Source organism: Chitinilyticum aquatile DSM 21506 (assembly GCF_000430805.1).
GTDB lineage: Bacteria > Pseudomonadota > Gammaproteobacteria > Burkholderiales > Chitinibacteraceae > Chitinilyticum > Chitinilyticum aquatile.
The window spans coordinates 26,717-47,506 of the sequence record NZ_AUMS01000014.1 but is presented as its reverse complement, the minus strand read 5'-3'; the positions used below and the strand labels follow the sequence as shown (position 1 = coordinate 47,506).

22 protein-coding genes and 1 pseudogene are annotated in these 20,790 nt (G+C 61.4%); 8 read left to right on the top strand and 15 right to left on the bottom strand.

Annotated features, from left to right (window positions below; all coding sequences use genetic code 11):
• Nucleotides 1-112: 112 nt before the first annotated feature.
• The 8 genes and pseudogenes from H559_RS0110360 to ilvB form a co-directional block, all read right to left on the bottom strand.
• Entirely contained in the window at nucleotides 113-1,018 is a 906-nt protein-coding gene (locus tag H559_RS0110360; RefSeq protein ID WP_028452650.1) for a helix-turn-helix domain-containing protein, read from the bottom strand.
• A 51-nt stretch (nucleotides 1,019-1,069) separates the two neighbouring features.
• Entirely contained in the window at nucleotides 1,070-1,387 is a 318-nt protein-coding gene (locus tag H559_RS0110355) for a DUF4190 domain-containing protein (RefSeq protein ID WP_245579362.1), read from the bottom strand.
• 42 nt (nucleotides 1,388-1,429) lie between these two features.
• Nucleotides 1,430-1,498, bottom strand: a pseudogene (locus tag H559_RS23390) (zinc-ribbon domain-containing protein); the annotation flags it as partial.
• Nucleotides 1,499-1,624: 126 nt separating this feature from the next.
• Nucleotides 1,625-2,050 carry a CD225/dispanin family protein gene (locus tag H559_RS0110350; protein ID WP_081413002.1) on the bottom strand — a complete coding sequence of 142 codons (426 nt, stop codon included), beginning with the start codon at nucleotides 2,048-2,050 and terminating at the stop codon, nucleotides 1,625-1,627.
• A gap of 64 nt (nucleotides 2,051-2,114) precedes the next feature.
• Nucleotides 2,115-2,522, bottom strand: coding sequence for a DUF2752 domain-containing protein (locus tag H559_RS19865; protein WP_051279272.1), 408 nt, complete (start codon nucleotides 2,520-2,522; stop codon nucleotides 2,115-2,117).
• A gap of 341 nt (nucleotides 2,523-2,863) precedes the next feature.
• Nucleotides 2,864-3,880 (bottom strand): ketol-acid reductoisomerase, encoded by a 1,017-nt coding sequence (ilvC, locus tag H559_RS0110340; RefSeq protein ID WP_028452647.1) that lies wholly within the window; start codon nucleotides 3,878-3,880, stop codon nucleotides 2,864-2,866.
• A gap of 63 nt (nucleotides 3,881-3,943) precedes the next feature.
• Complete coding sequence (gene ilvN / locus H559_RS0110335; protein WP_028452646.1) at nucleotides 3,944-4,435, bottom strand: acetolactate synthase small subunit; 492 nt, start codon at nucleotides 4,433-4,435, stop codon at nucleotides 3,944-3,946.
• Nucleotides 4,436-4,448: 13 nt separating this feature from the next.
• Nucleotides 4,449-6,215, bottom strand: a complete 1,767-nt coding sequence (gene ilvB / locus H559_RS0110330; protein ID WP_028452645.1) for a biosynthetic-type acetolactate synthase large subunit — start codon at nucleotides 6,213-6,215, stop codon at nucleotides 4,449-4,451.
• A 520-nt stretch (nucleotides 6,216-6,735) separates the two neighbouring features.
• Here ilvB and H559_RS0110325 point away from each other — a divergent pair.
• The 4 genes from H559_RS0110325 to H559_RS21710 are packed head-to-tail and all read left to right on the top strand — an operon-like array spanning nucleotide 6,736 to nucleotide 8,634.
• Nucleotides 6,736-7,302: an RNA polymerase sigma factor gene (locus tag H559_RS0110325; protein WP_028452644.1), complete on the top strand. Its 567-nt coding sequence runs from the start codon at nucleotides 6,736-6,738 to the stop codon at nucleotides 7,300-7,302.
• A complete protein-coding gene (locus H559_RS22665; protein ID WP_028452643.1) occupies nucleotides 7,299-7,670 on the top strand; it encodes a DUF3619 family protein in 372 nt (123 codons plus the stop codon). Before H559_RS0110325 ends, H559_RS22665 begins: the two co-directional genes overlap by 4 nt.
• Nucleotides 7,670-8,086: a DUF3106 domain-containing protein gene (locus H559_RS21715; RefSeq protein ID WP_051279270.1), complete on the top strand. Its 417-nt coding sequence runs from the start codon at nucleotides 7,670-7,672 to the stop codon at nucleotides 8,084-8,086. The genes H559_RS22665 and H559_RS21715 overlap by 1 nt, the downstream gene beginning before the upstream one ends.
• Nucleotides 8,083-8,634 carry an RDD family protein gene (locus H559_RS21710; RefSeq protein WP_051279268.1) on the top strand — a complete coding sequence of 184 codons (552 nt, stop codon included), beginning with the start codon at nucleotides 8,083-8,085 and terminating at the stop codon, nucleotides 8,632-8,634. Before H559_RS21715 ends, H559_RS21710 begins: the two co-directional genes overlap by 4 nt.
• Before the next feature lie 63 nt (nucleotides 8,635-8,697).
• Here H559_RS21710 and H559_RS0110305 read toward each other — a convergent pair whose 3' ends face one another.
• From H559_RS0110305 to H559_RS19845, 4 genes are all read right to left on the bottom strand, one after another.
• Nucleotides 8,698-8,880, bottom strand: a complete 183-nt coding sequence (locus H559_RS0110305) for a hypothetical protein (protein ID WP_028452642.1) — start codon at nucleotides 8,878-8,880, stop codon at nucleotides 8,698-8,700.
• A 187-nt stretch (nucleotides 8,881-9,067) separates the two neighbouring features.
• Nucleotides 9,068-9,859, bottom strand: a complete 792-nt coding sequence (locus H559_RS0110295; protein ID WP_162143319.1) for an SGNH/GDSL hydrolase family protein — start codon at nucleotides 9,857-9,859, stop codon at nucleotides 9,068-9,070.
• A 4-nt stretch (nucleotides 9,860-9,863) separates the two neighbouring features.
• Nucleotides 9,864-11,384, bottom strand: coding sequence for an apolipoprotein N-acyltransferase (gene lnt / locus H559_RS19850; RefSeq protein WP_245579364.1), 1,521 nt, complete (start codon nucleotides 11,382-11,384; stop codon nucleotides 9,864-9,866).
• A 5-nt stretch (nucleotides 11,385-11,389) separates the two neighbouring features.
• A complete protein-coding gene (locus tag H559_RS19845; RefSeq protein WP_034640755.1) occupies nucleotides 11,390-12,259 on the bottom strand; it encodes a CorC family transporter in 870 nt (289 codons plus the stop codon).
• A 234-nt stretch (nucleotides 12,260-12,493) separates the two neighbouring features.
• Between H559_RS19845 and H559_RS19840 the strand changes: the two genes are divergently transcribed.
• Nucleotides 12,494-12,967, top strand: a complete 474-nt coding sequence (locus H559_RS19840) for a YbaN family protein (protein WP_081412993.1) — start codon at nucleotides 12,494-12,496, stop codon at nucleotides 12,965-12,967.
• 21 nt (nucleotides 12,968-12,988) lie between these two features.
• The gene (locus H559_RS0110270) at nucleotides 12,989-15,088 is read left to right on the top strand and encodes a prolyl oligopeptidase family serine peptidase (protein WP_308417171.1); all 2,100 of its coding nucleotides are present in this window, start codon (nucleotides 12,989-12,991) and stop codon (nucleotides 15,086-15,088) included.
• 35 nt (nucleotides 15,089-15,123) lie between these two features.
• Here H559_RS0110270 and H559_RS21705 read toward each other — a convergent pair whose 3' ends face one another.
• The 3 genes from H559_RS21705 to H559_RS0110255 form a co-directional block, all read right to left on the bottom strand.
• Complete coding sequence (locus H559_RS21705; protein WP_051279264.1) at nucleotides 15,124-16,041, bottom strand: ankyrin repeat domain-containing protein; 918 nt, start codon at nucleotides 16,039-16,041, stop codon at nucleotides 15,124-15,126.
• A 217-nt stretch (nucleotides 16,042-16,258) separates the two neighbouring features.
• Entirely contained in the window at nucleotides 16,259-16,732 is a 474-nt protein-coding gene (ybeY, locus tag H559_RS0110260) for an rRNA maturation RNase YbeY (RefSeq protein ID WP_028452639.1), read from the bottom strand.
• A gap of 335 nt (nucleotides 16,733-17,067) precedes the next feature.
• Entirely contained in the window at nucleotides 17,068-18,498 is a 1,431-nt protein-coding gene (locus H559_RS0110255; RefSeq protein WP_028452638.1) for an NAD-dependent succinate-semialdehyde dehydrogenase, read from the bottom strand.
• A 111-nt stretch (nucleotides 18,499-18,609) separates the two neighbouring features.
• On the opposite strand from H559_RS0110255, the gene H559_RS0110250 reads away from it, so the two are divergent.
• Together H559_RS0110250 and H559_RS23015 are read left to right on the top strand one after the other, a co-directional pair.
• A complete protein-coding gene (locus tag H559_RS0110250) occupies nucleotides 18,610-19,704 on the top strand; it encodes a zinc-ribbon domain-containing protein (protein WP_211230923.1) in 1,095 nt (364 codons plus the stop codon).
• A 54-nt stretch (nucleotides 19,705-19,758) separates the two neighbouring features.
• Entirely contained in the window at nucleotides 19,759-20,721 is a 963-nt protein-coding gene (locus tag H559_RS23015; protein WP_051279262.1) for a zinc ribbon domain-containing protein, read from the top strand.
• Nucleotides 20,722-20,790: the final 69 nt, after the last annotated feature.

The following is a 20,790-nucleotide window of genomic DNA, read 5'->3' as shown; positions in this document are numbered from 1 at the left end:
GTATTCTGCCATTTTATTGCCCGGGCCGCTGTTAAATGCCACACCCACTCCCCGTCAAACAACATGACGACAGGTATAGTGATGCAGCCATTTTATTTAAATGGCTGCATCACTATACCCCCTTGCGCATTACCGGAATGGCCAGCGTACCACCGGTAAACTCGCCCTGACTGGCACGGTAGAACTCAAGGTGCGGACGCCGGCTATCCATCGTCCAGTCCGGATGATGGTCCAGCCAGTCCTCGTACATCCAGCGCATCCACGGGCAGACACCCTCCCAGTCCAGGCAGACATAGCTGCCACCGGGCAGCAGGTAGTCGTGCGTCATTCCCACAGTGCTTGCACTGCCGATCAGGCCGAATTCATAAATGAAATGCTCGCGCCCGGTGAATCCGGGATCATCCAGGAAGCTGCCAACGAACACGGCGTCGTGCGTGTCCGGATCGGCGGCAAGGCATTCCTGCGCATACTGGCGGCACGCCGCAACGAGATCATGCCCGAGCAGGCCGACAAACTGGCGCGATACGGTACGCATCGGCGGCAGCTTGCGCACCGCCATGCGGGCAGCCAGTTGCTGTCGCAACTGCGGATCACGCTGGGTGAGCGCTTCGAATTCCTCGTGCAGCGCGCGGTCGGCATCAGAGTATGCGGCGACCTGACGCAGCATGTATTCGCGCCACCCGCCCTTGCGCCAGGCACGCGGGCTCATGCCGAAGTGCTGCTGAAACGCACGGGAAAAATTGGCCTGGTTGCTGTAGCCACAATCACTGGCAATGTCGCCGATCGGGCAATCGGGCTCGTGCCGCAGGCGATGCGCAGCACGCATCAGGCGGCGGCGACGCACGTGCTCGGCTGGCGAAACGCCACGGTAGCGCAGGAAAATGCGGTCGAAGTGGTAAGGCGAATAGCAGGCCACGCCAGCGAGTTCATCCAGCGATAGCGGCTCGCCGAGGCGGCCATCAATGTGCGACAGCACACGGTACAGGCGGGAGAGACGGTAGCGCGAAGACTCATTCATGCCGGAAGTGTAACCGATGATTCCGGCCGTCGTGCGGCCACTCGTACCGGATCAGTTAGCCAGTGGCGCGAGTGCCACGCCGATAAAGACCAGCAGGAAATAGACTGCCGTTCCAGCCAGCCCGAGATAGCCCAGAATCAGCCCGGCCAGCGCCATGCCATCACCCAGGATCTGACCTTCGCTCTTGCGGATTTCACTGCGCGCCAGATGCCCGCAGATCACCGCAACCAGCCCGCCAAAACAACAGCAGAACAACTGCAGAATCCCGGCCACCAGGCTGACGATTGCCAGCGTGGAATTGCGCGGCTGCTGCCACCGCCCCCTGCCAAGCTCGCGTCCGGAACTGGAAATCGCATAAGGATTCGCCACTACTGGCGGCTGTGCCGGTGCAGCTGCAACACTGCCCAGCGGCCCCCCGCAAGCGCTGCAAAAACGGGCCTCGGACGGGTTGCTTGCGCCACATTCTGGACAAAATGACATACCTAACCCTCTATAAGCGGGAAACCCTTTACCCAAAAGCTCTATATGCAAATACCCCGCCAAAGCGGGGTATTCGTACCGTCACGGCAAAGGCTGATGACAGGCTGGCTGTCACACAGTAGCTTGTTACATACCGCCAGCGGCAGCAGCAGCACCAACATTGATGAGCACGGCCACGATATTAACTACCAGACCAGCACCAAAGCCAATCCACGCCCACATCTTGGCCTTGCGCGAAGATTCCAGCGCGCCTTCGATGTCACCTGCGGCGACCTTGCCATTGACCTGGCTCGCAAACACGATGGACGCAATACCGAACGGCAGGCAGCAGCACAGCGTTACCAGAATCGACTGCAGCAGGTAGGTCGGCACTTCCTGCTTGGGCGCCTGCGACGCTGCGGCGGAAGCCACGTACGGGTTCTGTGCCGGGGCAGCCGCTGACACGGCGGCCGGCTGGCTCGCTACCGGAGTGGCGCCCAGATTCTCGCCACAGCCGCTGCAGAATTGCGCGCCATCGGGGTTGGCGGTACCACATTTCGGACAATACGACATACTCTACTCCCTATTTACATGTAAGCATTATATTCAAAGGGCTTCAGACAGATACCCTTGTAAATCAGTGCGGAGCCAAGATATTGAACGGTGCAAACGGCAGATTGCGCAGCACCATGAACAGCATGGCCAGCAGGAAAAACACCGCGTAAACCCGCGCCTCCATTTTCAGCGTCAGCACGCGCCGAGGGCCAAAATGGTTTACCAGCGCCAGCGCCAGCGCAGGAAACCCCACCAGCACCAGAAACGCATTCATGCGCAAGGCGCCGGCCAGATCCAGGTGCATCAGCGCATACACGGCCCGCGTTGCCCCGCAGCCGGGACACCATAAACCGGTCAGCTCCAGAAACACGCACGGCAGAAACGGCCCGCCATAGATGGACGGATCATGGTGGTAGACGTGATGCGCTGCGAAGGCCAGGAATAACAGCCCGGGAATTGCAATCAGCCAGCGCCAGTTCGGCTTGAACATCAACACCACGAATCATTCCACCATAAAAAAACCGCCGTCTCATGACGGCGGCTTGAATTTACAGGATTGCCATAATTGCAGCAAGGAAGCAGCTAACAGGCTGTCACTTTGCGCAAGTCGTCTGCGCTGGCCATTGCGTTGCGTGCAGCAATCCTTCGGTTTCAGGCTGGGTACTTGCGGAAAATGAACTCGATACCGCACTCGGCCATCGGAGTGCGGGTCTGATCTATCCCCCTCGGCAGGGAAGCGGACACCCGGTGACAACATGCCTCAACCCAGTCTGCGCAGAGCAAAAAAACGGCCAGCTTTGCAGCTGGCCGTTTTACCGGGAGAACGTCCGATCAGTTCTTGCTCTGGTCAACGATCTTGTTGGCCTGGATCCAGGGCATCATGGCACGCAGCTTGGCGCCAGTGACTTCGATGCCGTGCGCAGCGTTGTTGCGGCGGTAAGCAGTCATGGACGGGTAGTTGGTCGCGCCTTCCAGGATGAACTTCTTGGCGTATTCGCCGTCCTGGATGTCCTTCAGCGCCTGGCGCATGGCCTTGCGGGATTCTTCGTTAATCACCTTCGGGCCGGTCACGTATTCACCGTATTCGGCGTTGTTGGAGATCGAGTAGTTCATGTTGGCGATACCGCCTTCGAACATCAGGTCAACGATCAGCTTCAGTTCGTGCAGGCATTCGAAGTAGGCCATTTCCGGCGCGTAGCCGGCTTCAACCAGGGTTTCGAAGCCCATCTTCACCAACTCAACCGCGCCACCGCACAGAACGGCCTGCTCGCCGAACAGATCGGTTTCAGTCTCATCCTTGAAGGTGGTTTCGATGATACCGGTACGACCACCACCCACGCCGGAAGCGTAGGACAGGGCGGTTTGCTTGGCGGTGCCGGAGGCATCCTGGAAAATCGCGATCAGGTCAGGAACGCCGCCGCCACGGACGAATTCGGAACGAACGGTGTGGCCCGGCGCCTTCGGGGCAACCATGATCACGTCCAGATCCTTGCGCGGAACAACCTGGTTGTAATGGATGGCGAAGCCGTGTGCAAAGGCCAGGGTGGCGCCCTGCTTGATGTTCGGCTCGATTTCTTCCTTGTACAGACGGGACTGGAACTCGTCCGGAGTCAGGATCATCACCACGTCGGCGCCGGCAACGGCAGTCTTCACGTCGGTCACTTTCAGGCCGTGAGCTTCGGCCTTTTTCACGGTCGCGGAGCCGGTGCGCAGACCTACGGTCACGTCAACGCCGGAATCCTTCAGGTTGCAGGCGTGGGCATGGCCTTGCGAGCCGTAGCCGATGATGGCGACCTTCTTGCCCTTGATGATGGAGAGATCACAATCTTTGTCGTAGTAAACGTTCAGTGCCATTTTTCAAAACTCCTGTGGGTGTGAGACGTGAGGCGAGGGCGGGCCCTCACACCTCACTTAGATTTTCAGAATGCGTTCGCCGCGACCGATGCCCGAAGCACCGGTACGCACGGTTTCCAGAATGGTGGCGGGGTCCAGTGCCTTGATGAAGGCATCCAGCTTCTCTCCCGGGCCGGTGAGCTCGACGGTGTAACTCTTCTCGGTCACATCGATGATGCGGCCGCGGAAGATGTCCGCCATGCGTTTCATTTCGTCGCGCTCCTTGCCGGTGGCACGCACCTTGATCAGCATGAGCTCGCGTTCGATGTGGTCGGCCTCGTTCAGGTCGATCACCTTCACCACTTCCACCAGCTTGTTCAGCTGCTTGGTGATCTGCTCGATGATGTCGTCCGAGCCGTGCGTGACGATGGTCATGCGGCTCATGGTCGGATCTTCGGTCGTTTGCACCGTCAGTGAATCGATGTTGTAGCCGCGTGCGGAAAACAGCCCGGTGACGCGCGAAAGCGCGCCGGCTTCGTTTTCAATCAGGATGGAAAGAATGTGTCGCATGTTCGTTTCCCCCTCAGCACAGGTTGCCGTAATCACGGTTGTTCTCGAACGGCACCTGTTGCATGCCGCGCATGTGTTCCGGCAGATCCATCTGGTTCAGCCCCTTGCCGTTCTGCACCATCGGGAAGACATTGGCCTTCTGGTCGGTGATGAAATCAAGAAACACCAAGCGATCCTTCAATTTCTCGCTGAAGGCTTCACGCAGTGCCGGCTCGACGTCGGACGGCTTTTCGATTTTCATGCCGATATGGCCGTATGCTTCTGCAAGCTTTACGAAATCTGGCAATGCGTCCATATAGGACTCGGAGTATCGGTTGCCGTAGAAGAATTCCTGCCACTGCCGCACCATGCCCAGATAACGGTTGTTCAGGTTAACGATCTTCACCGGGATGTGATACTGCTTGCAGGTCGACAATTCCTGGATGTTCATCTGGATCGACGCTTCACCGGTAATGCAGGCAACTTGCGCATAGGGGTTGGCCATCTGTGCGCCCATCGCGGCCGGCAGGCCGAAGCCCATGGTACCCAGACCACCCGAGTTGATCCACTGTCTGGGGCGACGGAACTTGTAATACTGCGCGGCAAACATCTGATGCTGGCCCACATCCGAAGTAACGATGGCCTGGCCATCGGTGACTTCCCAGAGCTTCTGCACGACATACTGCGGCTTGATGATCTCGGTATCCTGCGTGTAGAGCAGCGAATTGGGCTTGCGCCATTCGTTGATCTGCTCCCACCAACCGGCGAGTGCCTTCTCGTTCGGGCGCTGGCCGGATTCCTTCAGCAGATTCACCAGATCGCCAACGACGCTCTTCACGTCACCGACGATGGGCACATCCACCTTCACGCGCTTGGCAATGGAGGAGGGGTCGATGTCGATGTGAACGATCTTCTTGGCCTGCGAGAGGAACTGGTTCGGCACCGAAATCACGCGGTCGTCAAAACGCGCGCCAACAGCAATGAGCACATCGCAATACTGCATCGCGAGGTTGGCTTCGTAGGTGCCGTGCATGCCCAGCATGCCGACGAAATTCGGATCGGTACCATCCAGCGCGCCGAGACCCATCAAGGTATTGGTGCACGGGATATTCAGCAACTTGACCAGCTCGGTGACTTCCGCACCGGCATTGCCGATAACCGCGCCGCCGCCGACATACACGAACGGGCGCTTGGCATCGGCCAGCAGCTGTGCGGCTTTCTTGATCTGGCCGGGATGGCCCTTGACCGGCGGGTTGTAGCTGCGGATCGACACACTCTTCGGGTAATCGAAGGAGGTCTTGTGGATGGTGACGTCCTTGGGGATGTCGATCACCACGGGACCGGGGCGGCCGGTCGTGGCGATATGGAATGCTTTCTTGAAGGTCGCTGCCAGATCGCGCACATCCTTCACCAGGAAGTTGTGCTTCACGATGGGGCGCGAACAGCCGACCATGTCGACTTCCTGGAAGGCGTCCGAACCGATCATCGGCGTGCCCACCTGGCCGGAGATCACGATCAGCGGGATCGAGTCCATATAGGCAGTGGCAATGCCGGTGATGCCATTGGTGGCACCGGGGCCGGAGGTCAAGAGTGCGACGCCGACCTTGTTACTGGAACGCGAATAGGCGTCAGCCGCATGCACGGCAGCCTGTTCATGGCGCACCAGCACATGCTTGAAGAAGTCCTGCTTGTGAATTGCATCGTAGATTTCGAGCACTGCGCCGCCGGGGTAGCCGAAGACGAATTCGACGCCTTCTTCCTTCAGACAGCGTGTGACAATTTCTGCACCTGATATTTCCATCGAGGTCACCTCACCACGGGTTGTGGGTTACCGCCGAACCGATGCACTGACGCCGCTGCGAGCGCAGCAGGGTCTTTTGTGGCAGTGGTTCTGCAGTTTCCCTGAGACATAAGAAAACCGAGCTCCTGCCATCCAGAGCTTTGAACTTGACGACCTGCTTGAGCCAGTCAACCGGGTGACAGGGCCACGGGCGTTGGGCCATGTCGACAGCGTGCGCGGTAACGCATGCTGCCTTTGGGTATCAGGCAATCGGCAGTGCCGCAAATCCGAACTTTTTTACCGGGCGGGCCGCCTTGGCTCAGGCTTGTGGCCTGAATAAGGACGACTGCGGTGTAATGCGCGGGCGGTGCCTTTCGGTGCGAAACGAACCCGATTAGGGTACGCAACGCTCATCTGGAATGGATGTTGAACTTGGGACGTTAACGGATGCGCGCGCGATTGGCAAGTTTTTACTCGCCCCCGCAATAGGTGTTTGCTAGTATGCTGCCGATTGAAACGGCAGGAATAAAGGAGAGCGCCGGTGGGTTCACGTGCTGCGCTGTCGGATTTTCTGGCCGGGGTCGAGCAGCGCGCCTATCGGCAAGCGCGCTTTGCCACCCAGGATGAAACCCAGGCGCTCGATCTGGTGCAGGACGCCATGCTGCGACTGACCGAATCCTATGCCGAGCGCCCTCCTGAGGAATGGCCATTGCTGTTCCAGCGCATTCTGCAGAACATCATCCGCGACCATTACCGCCGCCAGAAAGTCCGCAATCTCTGGGTTTCGCTGTTTTCCTCCTTCCGCAGCAAGAATCCGGATGACGACAATGACACCGATCCGCTGGACTGGTTGCCCCACACCGCCGATTCGCCCGCCACACCCGAAGATGAAAGCACACAGGCACGAACCATGGCGCTGATCGAAGCCGGTCTGGCACAATTGCCGCCGCGTCAACGCGAAGCCTTCATCCTGCGTTACTGGGAAGAGCTCGACACGGCAGAAACGGCCCAGGTCATGGGCTGCTCGGAAGGCAGCGTCAAAACCCACTGCTCACGAGCCTGTGCCAGCCTGTCGGCCTGGCTGACGCGCCATGGAGTAAGCCTATGAAACCGCACACCTCGTCCTCACCCGCAGCAGAAGAACAGGCCCGCCGTGCCTGCCGGCAACTGGACCAGCAGCCTCTGCCTGCGCACATCCGCAGCGGGCTGGAAGCCGCACGGCGGCAGGCTCTGGCGCAGACCGGTACGCCCGATGCCACCCGCCCCGGCCATGTGCTCGTGCAGCAGTGGCACGAGCATCCGTGGCGTTGGGCCGCGGCTCTGGCACTGCTGGCGGCGCTGATCGGCAACTGGCAATGGCAACAGCAGCGCAACCGCATCGAGCAGAATATCGAAATCGAATTGCTGACCAGCGAGGCAGGCCCCGACCTGCTGCTGTCAGATGCGCTGGAACAGCGCCTGCGGAAAACACGGTAATGCCCAGCCTGCACCGCCTCCTCGTCATCCTGGCCAGCCAGTTCGTGCTTGCCCTGTCTGCTCACGCAGCCACCAGCTGGCAAAGTCTCAGCGCCGAGCAGCGCGAACTGCTTGCTCCGCTGGCATCGCAATGGCAAGCCCTGCCGGAAGAGCGCCAGGACCGGTTCGCCAATGCCGCCAGCCGCTATCCGCAGATGCCACCGGAAAAACAGCAGCGCTTTCGCGAGCGCATCCGCCAGTGGGCCGAACTCACACCGGAACAGCGCCAGCGCGCGCGGGAAAACTATGAACGCCTGATGGCTCTGCCGCCACAGGAACGCGAACGCATCCTGCGCGAAGTTCGTCAGCAACGCCATGCCTCCGAACCTGATGGCGCCAGACATCGCCATCGCAACCACCAATCCCAAGAACCATGACCGACACACGCAACAATTTATCCAGCCCGCCAGGCGCTGGCTGGTGGCGCCGCCTCCTGAGCTTCATCTACGAAATGCTGCTGACCGGCGCCGTGATTCTCGTCTTGTCCGGCGTGTATCAGGGCCTGTTCCAGCTGCTGACCGGGCAGGGCGTAACCGCACTCTCTGGCAACGTCCTGGCGCAAGCACTGCATTTTGTCTGGCTGTTTGTGCTGACGGGTGCTTATTTCATCTTTTGCTGGAATCGCAGCGGCCAGACGCTGGCGATGAAAACCTGGCGTCTGCAACTGGATAACCGGCACGGCGGCAGACCGGCCTTGCGGCAAAGCATCATACGTTTTGTGGTTGCCAGCCTGTGCTATGTCCCGGCATTGCCATGCTGGCTGCTCGCCCGCCACGCCCCACAGTGGCTGCCGCTTGCCTGGATTGCCAGCGGGCTGGTCGTGCTGCCCTGGCTATGGGCATGGCTAAGGACTGACCGGCAACTGCTGCAGGATTCCATTGCGGGGACCTGCATCACGCAGAAAGCGGCAAAGCCGAAGGCCTAACCAATACGATACACCCCATATGAACAGAGCCATTGAATATCAATGGCTCTGTTCATATACATGTCAACACTGCCAGACTTCCCGGCTCTGGCGGTCGACTTCCTGTTTTTCGGCGAAATCGCGGCGGCGTTCGCGCAGGGCGTTGAGGCGGTCCTTGTTGGCGACCAGAACGGCCTTGTCGTTGGCGGAGGCGGTCTTGTCCTGCTCGACCGAGAGAAAGGTGCTGGGGCTGTTGCTGCGATGCATCGTCAGTATGTCCTCGTCACGGTGTGGCCTGGCGGGAAGCGGACAGTATGCGCGCCGTTCATTGCAAACATGCGGCAACCCTGCCGTTTTACTTTCCGCCATCACAAATCTTTCTTGAGTCGCCAGTTTACACCAGCCGCAAAAAAAGCCGCAATGCATGCGGCTTCCTGTGCGGGCTGCTGCTGCGCTAACGCAACGCGACGCGCTCGGTACTGCCCAGTTTGGCAAGCGTCGCACGGGCCAGGATGTCGCCGCCCCTGGGTGCCAGATGAACACCGTCCTTGGCGCGCAGCGATACGGTCTTGCCCTGCTCGGTGATGCTGGCCGCATACGCCCCCTTATCGTCGGCCAGCAGGCTGGCGCTATCGATAAAGGGAATGCCAGCCTCATGCGCAACCTGCGCGTAAATCGCATTCTGCATCTGGATCTGCGCGCTGTACTCGGGCTTGGCCATTTGCGGCAGGCCAATCCAGATCACGCTCGCGCCATCAGCGCGCGCCAGTGTGATCATCTGCATGGTACGCTGGCGATAGGCCGCGCGCCAGCCTTCTGATCCATAGGCATAGGTCTTGCCGTTTTCGCGCAGCCCCATCGATGCATCATTGGCACCCAGCATGATCAACACCACTTCCGGTTTTTTCTCGCTGACCAGCGTGGCCAGCTGGGCAGGCCAGTCGTAGAAGCGCGTATTCGCCAGGCCGGTGCTGAGCTTGTGGCGGTCGATCAGCTGCATGTCGCTGCGGCCATCGCGCTTGATGCGCCAGGCCAGCATCTGGGCGACGCCCCCCATCAGCGAATCACCCACCGCCAGCACCTGTACCGAGGGTGCAGCTGCCTGGGCCGCGTCCTTGCTGGCCGGCGTCCTGGCTTTCTGCTCCGTACTGAGCTTGCGCGATTGCGCCTGCTGCGCGACTTCGCTGGCCTGCGCGCCTGCGGCAATCATCAGCAGCAGGCACAGGCTGATCCATATACTCTTCAATGTATCAATCCACATGCTTTGATTTACGAAGGATGCAAACACATACCCCAATAAGCAGCAACAGCCAGACGGGTAAGTCGCCCAGCCGCTGGTACGGCGTGGCGCCAGTGTAATGCCAAACACGGCTTTCCAGAATACCGCGCGTCCGGGCGGGCAGGCGATCACGCACGCTGCCGTCGATACCGACCACCGCCGTCACACCGGTATTGGTGGCACGCACCAGCTCCCGGCCATTTTCCAGCACGCGGACTTGAGCCATCTGCAATTGCTGCTCGGCCGCCCATGAACCATCAAACCAGGCGAGATTGGAAAAATTGGCCAGCAGCGTCGCATTGGCGGCATTGACGCGGAATTCGTTGCCGAAAATATCCTCGTAGCAGACATTCGCCGCCACCTTGCCGCCACCCAGCGCAAAAGGCGCCTGCGGGTCGATCCCGGCCGAGAAGCCGTCGAGCGGAATGCTCATGAACCGGTACAGCCAGCCGAACAGAGCGGGCACCGGCACATATTCGCCAAAGGGCACCAGATGGCTTTTGCGGTACTGCGTCAGCTGCGGCTGGTCGAGCCGCACCACGCCGTTGTAATACGCACCGGGCGTCTCGCCTTCCAGCGCAATACCCAGCAGCACGTCCTTGCCCTGTTTGGCGGCAATCGTGCGCAGTTCAGCCAGATACTCGGGCGGTGTCTGCGCCAGAAACGAAGGAATGGCCGTTTCCGGCAGCACCACCAGTTGCCCGCGCGCGGCAGCGAGTTGGTCACGGTAGACCTGCAGGCTGAGCAAGTAGTTCTCGCGCACCCATTTGATATTCTGGGGAATATTCCCCTGCAAAAGGCTCACCGCCACCGGCCCACCCTGCGGCTGCGTCCAGCGTACGTGCGCCAGCCCCCAGCTGCCGAGCAGCAGCACACCGGCCAGCAGCAGCCCCGCGCGCCAGCGCCAGAGCACGACAGAAACCGTGATGGCGAGCAGCAGCGTCACGCCGAAGCTGCCCGTCAATGGCAGCCAGCCCCCCAGAACGGGCAACTGGCTGTAGCCGATGCCGGCCCACGGAAAACCGGTAAACAGCCAGCCACGCAGGCCTTCAGCCAGCACAAACAACGCCGGCACGCCCAGGCAGAAACTGAGCGCCCCCGGTCGCTTGCGCTGCAGCCAGCCGGCCAAGGCTCCCGCCACGGCCGGAAACAGTGCCAGATACGCCGCAAACAGTGTGGTGCAGACCAGCGCCAGCCAGGCCGCCATACCACCAAAGGTATGCAGGCTGATATAAACCCAGTGAATGGTCGCGAGGAAATACCCCAGCCCCCAGGCAAAACCGAGCGCAGCGGCTCGCCCCGGGCGAACCTCGCCGCGCCAGACCGCGAACAGTAAGCCCAGCACCAGCCAGGCCAAAGGGAAGAGCCCCAGCGGGGCCAGTGCAAACACGCCCAGCGCGCCGCACGCCGCCAGCAGGAAGGCTACCTGCCACAGCGGCAACGCCTGCAAACGCGTCAGCAGGCCGGCCCGCTCCGGCAGGCCCGACTGCACTGCGCTCAATCCTCGACCTCGTCGGGCTGACGGGTCTGGCGTTCCGGCAGGCGTTCGAGCAGCAGCGAATGCACGCGGCGGCTGTCGGCGCGCAGCACCTGGAACTGGTAGCCATCGAAGGCAATTGTTTCACCGCGCTTGGGGACGCGGCCGAACTGGCCGATCACCAACCCGGCGACGGTGTCGAATTCATCCTCGTCGAACTTTGCTTCCAGCGCCTCGTTGAGATCACCGATTTCGGTGTCACCCTTCACGCGCCAGCGGCCGCGGCGGTCGGCGATGATGTTGTCTTCGTCATCATCGTCATCGTATTCATCCTCGATGTCGCCGACGATCTGCTCCATCACGTCTTCGATGGTCACCAGACCGGACACGCCACCGTATTCATCCACGACAATCGCCATGTGGTTGCGGTTGTTGCGGAAATCCTTCAGCAGCACATTGAGCCGCTTGGCCTCGGGGATGAACACCACCGGGCGCAGCATGTCGCGCATGTTGAAATCGGCATCGAGCGCGTAATAGCGCAGCAGGTCTTTCGCCAGCAGGATGCCGATCACGTTGTCCTTGTCGCCGTCAACGACCGGGAAACGCGAATGCGCGGTTTCAATGACGTGGGGGATGAATTCGCTGGGCGGCGTGTCGATGTCGATCACGTCCATCTGGGCGCGCGGCACCATCACGTCGCGCACCTGCATGTCGCCGACATTGAGCACGCCCTCGATCATGGCAAGGGCATCGCTGTCGAGCAGATGGCGTTCAAAGGCAGAGTGGAGAACTTCGATCAGTTCGCCACGGTTTTCCGGTTCGCGCAGCAGAAAGTGGGTCAGGCGTTCGAGCCAGCTGGCTTTCTGCTGCATCGGAGAGGAATCGTCCATGAGGCGGGGTGCAGTCCGGTAATGAAGAGGCTTTCAATCATACCCGAAGAAAATGGAAATTGTATTGCGCCACTGTCTGCCCGGCGTGGCAAAAAACACCTTCTTGCACGCAATGGCCGGCAACATGCCGGTAACGCACAGCCCGTCTGCGCGGCAGCTCGCCGGGCCGGCACTGGCACGGACTGGCGCACTGGCCGATACTGCTGCTATCCGCAGACTTTCGGGCCCGCCGCCATGCCCCTGCCCCCTGCCCGCCAGCTTTCCCGTCCGGCCCGCTATGCCCTCCTGGCACTCGGGCACGCGGCCTTCATCACCGGGCTGATCGGCGCTTTCCTGCCGGTGCTGCCGACCGTCATTTTCTGGATTGTCGCGGCCTGGGCCTTCGGCCACGCCTCGCCCGCGCTGCAGGCCAGGCTGTTCGCCATTCCCGGCGCCGGCCGCCATGTCGAAGCCTGGCTCCTGCGCGGCGAAATCAGCCGGCGCGGCAAGTGCTTCGCCGCCGGCGGCATGCTGGCCGGCTGGCTGAGCATCGGCTGGATCATGCACTGGGACCCCCTCTTGCTAATCCCCGTCGGGCTACTGATGTCCGGTGTTGCCATCTGGCTGTGGCGCAAATCCGAACCGGATTTCAGCGGGGCGAGCACCGCACCCGATGAATCAATACAGTGCCCCGTATTCACCGGTAGCGATTCAGAAAAAAGGGATTGAGGCCAATACCTGCGATGAAGCCTGATTAACCTGCCGCACTTTATTGCGCATAATCGCGCATCTGCCATTCTCCGCCCGCCCGAGCCCGCCGTGACCGACGCCTACCAGTACCTCGAAGACCTCGACTCCCCCGCCGTGCTGGCCTGGGTCGAACAGCAGAACAGCGCCACCCGCGCCGAGCTGGATGGCGATCCGCGTTTTGCCGGGCTGTGCACCGACATCCTGGCCAACTTCCGCGACACACGGCAGATTCCGTATTTTTCCGAGCACGGCGGCTGGCTCTACAACTTTCACCAGAGTGCCGACAACCCGCGCGGCATTTACCGCCGCACCACGCTTGCCGGCTATCAGGCGACCGAGCCGGTCTGGCAGACCGTGCTCGACATCGACGCGCTGGCGGCCGCCGAAGGCGTCGACTGGTTTCTCGATGGCGTTGACCACTGCACGCTGGCGCCCGCACGCTGCCTGGTTTCGCTGTCACCCGGCGGCAGCGACGCCACGGTGTGCCGCGAATACGATCTCGACGCGCAGGCTTTTGTCGCCGGCGGCTTTGCCTTTCCGCTCGCCAAGAGCGAAATCAGCTGGCGCGACCCGGACAGCGTGTTTGTCTGCCCGGCGTGGGATGAAGACCAGGTAACGGAAGCCGGCTACTCGCGCGAAGCGGTGCTCCTGCAGCGCGGGCAGCACTGGGAAGACGCGCAATCGCTGATCGTGCTGCCCACGGACGCGATGATGGTGTCCGCCTGGCGCTTTCTGGATGGCGACGCCACGCCATTCGACATCATCGAAGCTTCACAGAGCTTCTATCAGAAGGCCTATTTCCACATCAATGCGGACTGCGAACTCACGCAACTGCGCCTGCCGGCACGCTGCGACATCGAGGCCTACAGCCACGGCGACCTGCTGATCAAGCTCGACGTCGACTGGCGCTACAGCGGCGAACTGTTCCGCGCCGGCAGCCTGATCGCGCTGGCCTGCGATGCGCAGACCGCCGAATTCGGTCGTGCACAGTGCCTGATCGCGCCCACTGCCGAGCAGGCTGTGGAAATGCTCGAAGCCACGCGGAACGGCCTGGCTGTCATCCTGATCGACAGCGTGAAAAGCCGCCTGCTGACCTTCCGCCCTGATTGCGGCAACTGGCAGCCCACGCCCAACCCCTTGCCGACCGGCGGCGTGATCGAATTTGTCGACCAGCCGTGGCAATCGGACGTACTGGTCTACAACTACAGCGATTTCCTCACCCCGGCCGGGCTGTACCGCTATGAAATCAACAGCGACGCCGCCCCGCAATGCCTGCGCCAGCAACCTGCCGCCTTTGCCAGCGACGACTACGCGGCCGAGCAGTACCACGCGCGCAGCCGCGACGGTACCTCCATCCCGTATTTCATCGTAGGCAAAAAAAGCAGAGAGCTGGACGGCAATACCCCGACCATTCTGTATGGCTACGGCGGTTTTGCGCTGCCGATGATGCCCTACTACCTCGACAACTTCGGCAGCCAGTGGCTGGAAAAGGGCGGCGCCTTCGTGCTCGCCAATATTCGCGGCGGCGGCGAATTCGGTCCGGCCTGGCACGAAGCGGCGCTGCGCGAAAAACGCCAGACCAGCTTCGACGATTTCATCGCGGTGGCCGAGGACCTGATCGCGCGCGGCATCACCTGCCCGCGCCGGCTCGGTATCGAGGGCGGCAGCAACGGCGGCCTGCTCGTCGGCGCCTGCCTCGTGCAACGCCCGGATCTGTTCAACGCCGTGGTCTGCGAGGTGCCGCTCTTGGACATGCTGCGCTATCCCGAGCTGCACGCCGGTGCCAGCTGGCTCGACGAATACGGCGACCCGGACGACGAGATCGAGGGCGCAGCGCTTGCCGCCTATTCACCCTACCACCACATCGCCCCGGCAAGCGAAGTCCGCTACCCGAAGGCACTGTTCACCACCAGCCGGCAGGACGACCGCGTCCACCCCGCGCACGCGCGCAAGATGGTGGCAAAGCTGCACGCGCTCGGTCAGCCGGCGCTGCTTTTTGAGACCGCCGGCGGCGGCCACAGCGGCAACACCGCACAGGAACAGACGGCTGAAGAGCTTGCCCGGGTACTGGTGTATCTGTACCGACAGCTGATGGATTAAGCCCGGTCGGTTTGCAGCGGGCAGCTGAACGGTAATCAGCTCTGGCGCAGCGTGCTGGCAATGCGCCGTTCAGCGTCCAGGAACAACTCGCGCAGGCGGTGATTATCTGGTGGGACCAGATCAATCGGCAACTTGCCTTCGGGAGTCGGGTAAAGTGGGTTGGCTCCCGCCATCAGCAGGCGCAAGCTGGCGCCAATGTGTCCATTCGCGGCCGATTTGTGCAGAGCACACCAGCCTTCGCTACTGATTGCACCGACAGTGGCTCCAGCATGCAGCAACAGCAGCACGGCTTTTTCCATGCCACGACTGGCTGCCAGCATCAGCGGCGTTATTCCCTTGTGACTGCGGGCATCGGCCTGCGCGCCATAGTCCAGCAGCAGATGCATGGCCGAAGTATGCCCGCACAACGCAGCCCAGTGCAGGGGCTGGTAGCCGTCACGATCACCGGCAACTACGCTGGCTCCGCGCTCCAGCAGCAAGCCGACCACTTCGAGCCGGCCACTGCATGCGGCCTGCAGCAAGGGGGTATAGCCTTGTTCATCCGCCACTTCGAGCAATTGTCGGTGCTTGTCGAGCGCCTGAATCAGGCCGGCGACATTGCCGGTGCGTACGGCTTCCAGCGCCAGATTGCTGCCCCCTCCGCGTGGCGTGAATGAGATCGCATCACCGGTATCGATCTCCCGCTCATCATCCCAGACCCCGGTCTGAGTGGCTCGGCCCAGATGCTGCTGGTGGATAAGGGAAAGCTTCATGAGTTCGGCCGCAACCTCAGGCGGGAAACCCATGCGGTCAGGCTTATCCATGATCAGCAGTTCGTCGAAATAGGCATCCAGATCCGGCTGCCCCCAGCGCTGGGCGATCTGGCTGGCGATACGCGGAAAGCGTGTCAGCAATTCCTGTGGATGAAAATCCGCATTGCCGATTAGCTGCAGGATGTCTTCCAGTGAAGCCATCACTCTTCTCCGCCGTATCGTATACAAACCAGTCTACGCCGCCCGGCTGCACTACTTCAACACCCTTATTAATGCCTGCTAATGCTTTCGATTCACCGCGGTTTACAGCCTTCAATCCGCGCAATGCCAGAGCAGATTAAGGCCGGGATCACCAGCATTCGGAAAGCCAGGAATTCACAAACAAAAAACCGCAGGTATACAAACCCAGCCCTTTTATCTAAAGCTTCTCAGAGGCATAGGGATCACCGTATCCAAGTACAGCCAGAATTCTGGTTTCCAGCGCCTCCATTTCCTCGGCCTCGTCGTCGTCCAGATGATCAAAGCCCTGCAGATGCAGCACGCCATGGACCGTCAGGTGCGCGTAGTGCGCTTCGAGGCTGATGGCCTGTTCAGCCGCTTCGCGCTCGACCACCGGTGCACAGAAGACGATGTCGCCCAGCAGGGGCAGGCCGGGAATCGCCGGCATGTCGTCGTCGAAGGTGAAGGTCAGTACATTGGTGGCGTAATCCTTGCCGCGGTAATCGCGGTTGAGCTGCCGGCCTTCATCGGCATCGACGATGCGGATGGTGATTTCTGCGTCAGCAACACCCGCCTGCAGCGCGGCCCCGGCCCAGGTGCGCAGTTGCGCTTCGGTCGGCAGCCCGGTGGCAGCAGTTTCGGTTTGCAGGGCGAGGAGCAGGCTTGGGCTCATGATGGTTCCGGCAGGCAGGGATCAGGCCGCCATTGTGCCCGAGTGTGGCGGCGCGGCGTAGCCACCTGCGCCAGCACCGCCACACCACACAGCCACAACTCATTGTTATTGCGATATTTTTCACACATTCGGCCGGTACTTTTCCGCTATTCGCCGTGCGGTAGCAAGCCTAGGATGAGATCACCAACACCAAGGAGATTCATGATGAGCAAGCTGATCCGCAAACTGCAAACCATGGCCGAACTGTGGACAAAAACCAGCCGGATGTCGCAACGCTGATCCGGTAACCTTCAGGCATCATCCCATCCAGCCCCGCTTTTGCGGGGCTGTTCGTTTCAGGAGCTGATGCAGAGGTATTTGGTCTGCAGATAATCGTGGATGCCGTATACCGATCCTTCGCGGCCGAAACCGGATTGTTTGACGCCGCCAAAGGGACCGACCTCGTTGGAGATCAGCCCGGTATTGATGCCGACCATGCCGCTTTCCAGCGCATCGGCCACGCGCATCACCCGACCCAGATCGCGGCTGAACAGATAGGACGCCAGGCCGAATTCGCTGGCATTGGCGCGGGCAACCACCTCGCCCTCGGAAGCAAAACGGAACAGTGGCGCCACCGGGCCAAAGGTTTCCTCGCGCGCGATCAGCGCCGCATCGCTGACATTACCGAGTACGGTCGGCTGAAAAAAGGTGCCGCCCAAGGCATGGGGCGCGCCTCCGGTCAGTAGTTCAGCGCCGTTGGCGAGCGCATCGGCAATGTGCTCCTGCACTTTCGCCAGCGCTGCGGTATCAATCAACGGCCCAATCTGGCTGCCTTCTTCCAGCCCCGGCGCGACCTTCAGCGCGGCAACGCGCTCGCTAAAGCGCCTGGCAAACGCCTCGTAAATACCATCCTGCACATAAATCCGGTTCGCGCAGACGCAGGTCTGGCCGGCATTGCGGAATTTGGCAATCAGCGCACCGTCAACGGCGGCATCCAGATCGGCATCATCAAACACGATCAGCGGCGCATTGCCGCCCAGTTCGAGTGACAGGCGCTTGAGGGTCGGCGCACATGCGGCCATCAGTGCCCGGCCGGTCGCCGTCGAGCCGGTAAAGGACAGTTTGGCGATCAATGGGTTGCGTGCGAGTTCGGCGCCGACCACATCGGCGCGACCGGGCAGCACGCTGAACACGCCAGCCGGTACGCCGGCTTCGTGCGCCAGCGCGGCCAGCGCCAGTGCGGTCAGCGGCGTCTGGCTGGCCGGTTTTACCACCATCGTGCAGCCGGCGGCCAGCGCCGCGCCAGCCTTGCGGGTAATCATCGCGGCGGGGAAATTCCACGGTGTGATCGCGGCGCATACGCCGACCGGCTCATGCTGGACATGAATGCGCTGCCCCGCCAATGGCGACGGCAGAATGTCGCCACGGATGCGCCGTGCTTCCTCGGCAAACCAGTCGAGAAAACTGGCGGCATAAGCGATTTCACCGCGTGCCTCCGCCAGCGGCTTGCCCTGCTCGCTCGTCAGCACGCGGGCGAGCTCATCCTGGTTCTGCAGCAGCAGATCCGCCCAGCGGGCCAGTATCTTGCCTCGCTGCTTGCCAGGTATCTGCCGCCAGCCCTTGAAAGCCGAATTCGCCAGATCAATACAGCTGAGGGTATCTTCAAGCGATGTCGCCGTCACGCAGGCAAGCTGCGTGCCATCGGCAGGGTTGAACACGGGAAAAGTCTGCGTGCCGGAATGCCACTGGCCGGCAAGGAAGGCATGGGGGCAGTGCTGGAAATCCATGGTTCACCTCGCGAAATGCAATGGGCGGATTGTAGCGCCGGGGGGGCGGCCGGAGTGAAACCGGCCCAAAAGACAGATTCAGTCGCAATTTCAATACAGAAAAACCGCGATGTGACTCAATTCATTGATAAGGATATTGAAAGCAATTGTAATGGCGGCTATTCGTCAATACCCGTCGAGAACATCATGCAGTGCCCGCAATGCCAACACGAGAATCCCGATAACGCCAAGTTCTGCGCCAAATGCGGCACGGCACTGACCTGCAAGTGCCCTTCCTGTTCGACAGCCAATGCGCTGGGCAGCAAATTCTGCAAGGCCTGCGGCACCCGCATGCAGCCCGCCGAAGTCGCACCACCAACTGTTCAGCCTGCAGCACCAGCAACCCCCGCCGCTGCACCGGCCACACCGGCAGCGGAAGCACCGGCAGAGCCCGCTCCGGCCATTACCGCAACCGAATCCGAACCGGCCACGAGCACCAGTACCACAACCGACAACAGCGACCCCTGGGCCAAACTTGGCTTCAAGGCAGATACGCCGGATAGCGCGCCTGCTGCTACGGAAACCATCAAGCCACCGCCGGAAAGCCCGGCACCACTGGCCTCGGTCAAACCCAAGGCTGCCACAGCCAAAGCAGCAGCCACACCAGCCCCCACCAAGAGCAATACCGGCGTGATGCTGCTGCTGGGCGCCCTGTTGCTGGCCATGATTGTCCTGGGTATTGGCGGCTACTTTGCCTATCGTGCGCTGAGCAAACCGGCTGCCTCGGCGCCGGCCACCGCCTCGGCCGCCAGCAGTGTCGTCGAAGTACTGCACCCCAAGGGCTCAGACGCCTCGATCGCCAGCGCCGCCGCAGCGGCCCAGGCGGCCAGCCAGGCCAGTGCGGCAGAAAGTGCGAGTGCAGCTACCCCAGCCAGCACAGCTGCCACCACGCCGACCCCCAAGCCCAGCCCGAAACCGACCAAGGCTCCGCGCCCGACGCCGACCAAGGCGCCGACTCCGGAACCCACGCCGCTGCCAACGCCTGCACCGACACCGCAGCCGACACAGGCACAGAACACCTTCTCCGCGCGTTACGCCGAATGCGGCCGCAAGGGCAATATGTTCAAGGTCGAAGCCTGCCGGCTGGATCTCTGCTTCAAGCGCCCGGATGAACCGGAATGCAGGCAGCAGAGCGAGCAGCGCCCCGAACCGGGCAAGCACCGCTAAACCGGACCGGTCTTTCCATTCCATATCATCAGCACACTTACCCAGGACAACACCATGAGTAACCAAGCAGTTCCACAGGCCTCCGGCTTCACCCTTTTCCTGATGCGCGCCGGCCAGATTACCGCCATCGGTTTTGCCATCCTGGCGCTGCTGGGTTTTCTTGGCGCGATGGGCTATGTGGTGTCTCGCACGGGTGATTCGTTCAAGGTGCCGGACTTCGCCAAGGTGCAGGAAGAAGGCGAACTGCGCAGCTTCAGCCGCGCCCAGAGTGACGTGGCGGCGCAGGAAGAAATTGTCAAGCTGAACACCAAGTACGGCGAGCAGATTCTGGAAATCATCAAGACCTATGGCGTGAAGGAGATCACGACCGAAAACGTGATCCGCGCACTGGTGAATATCCCGGAGGATCGCCGCGGCCAGTTGCTGGATGGCTGGGAAGACTTTCTGGAAGACGGCCTCAAGTACTACCGCAAGAGCGGCCAGTTTACAGACCAGACACCCGACCAGTTGAGCGAGTACTACTTCGCCCGCTTCAATAACAGCCTCTCGCAGACGGCTGCCGCCAAACAGGTCGCCCAGGTCGAGCGCATTTCCGGTATCACCGTGGCGCTGGGCTCGCTGATCGCCTTCATCGTGGCCATGCTGATTCCGATCCTGGTACAGATCGAGCGCAACACCCGCGCCAGCCGCATGGCACTGGAAGGTACTCCGGCCGTAACCCCGGTGGCCACCAAACCGGCCGCCAAGACCGAAACGGCAAAGGCCGCCACTCCGGCTGCGACCGTGACTCCGGCCGTACCGGTAGCGGCTGCGGCGGCTACAGCAGCCGCTCCGGCACCTGCTACAACCCCGGCAGAGAGCAAACCGGTAGCCAAGCCAGCCGCTCCGGCTCCGGCTCCGGCTCCGGCTCCGGCTGTCAGCCAGACAGCCAGCGTTGCCTGCCCGGAATGCAAGACCGGCAACGAGGCTCACGCCGCATTCTGCGGCGAGTGCGGCTGCAAACTCTCCCCGGCCTGATCCACTTCCGGCCAAGCACTGCCGCAATGACAAAGACCGTGCCAGCAGGCACGGTCTTTTTGCATTCGC